The organism is Ideonella sp. P3_A4 (genome assembly GCF_056403075.1).
In genome coordinates, this window is sequence record NZ_JBFUGE010001329.1 from 1 (window position 1) to 628 (window position 628).

Sequence of the window (628 nt, forward strand, 5' to 3'; positions counted from 1 at the left end):
TACAAGGACACCTTGCTGGTCGGGCAGGGGGCTCGCCTGCTGGGGCTGGACCCGTTGAAGGGCACCGTGCGCTGGGACACCGCGTTGACCACGCCGCGTGGCACCAACGAGGTCGAGCGCCTGGCTGACCTGGTCGGCCCGCCTTCGCGCACCGGCAGTGTCTTCTGCATGCGCTCGTTCCAGAACGCGGTGGGCTGCATCGACGCCGAGCGCGGCACGCTGAAGTGGGTGCAGAACGGCGGCGGCGTCGAAGCCGTCGGTGGCAATGACGACTATGTGGTCAGTGCCGATGGCAGCGACCGCATCACGGCCCGCAAGCGCGCCAGCGGCGAGTTGGCCTGGACCAGTGAAATCCTGTTGAACCGTGCCGTGAGCGCACCGGTGGCCATGGGTACGACGGTGGTCTTTGGTGACTACGAAGGCCYGCTGCATTTCCTGGCGCAAGATTCTGGCAAGCCGCTGTTGCGACTGCCCACCGACGGCTCGCGCGTCGCAGCGCCGCCGGTGCTGTCCGACAACAACCTGCTGATCGTCACCCGTGCCGGCGGGGTGTTCGCATTCCGGCCGGAATAGTTTTCTCTTGAATTGAAGGCCCCGCCTTGAAACCCGTTATCGCCCTGGTGGGGCG

The 628-nt window shown here is 66.5% G+C and carries 1 protein-coding gene; it reads left to right on the top strand.

Translation table 11 applies throughout. The annotated features are described in order from the left end of the window. On the top strand, positions 1-573 hold a 573-nt coding region (locus tag AC1DYI_RS37840), incomplete at its 5' end, for an outer membrane protein assembly factor BamB family protein (RefSeq protein ID WP_477209181.1). Between the last annotated feature and the right edge of the window lie 55 nt (positions 574-628).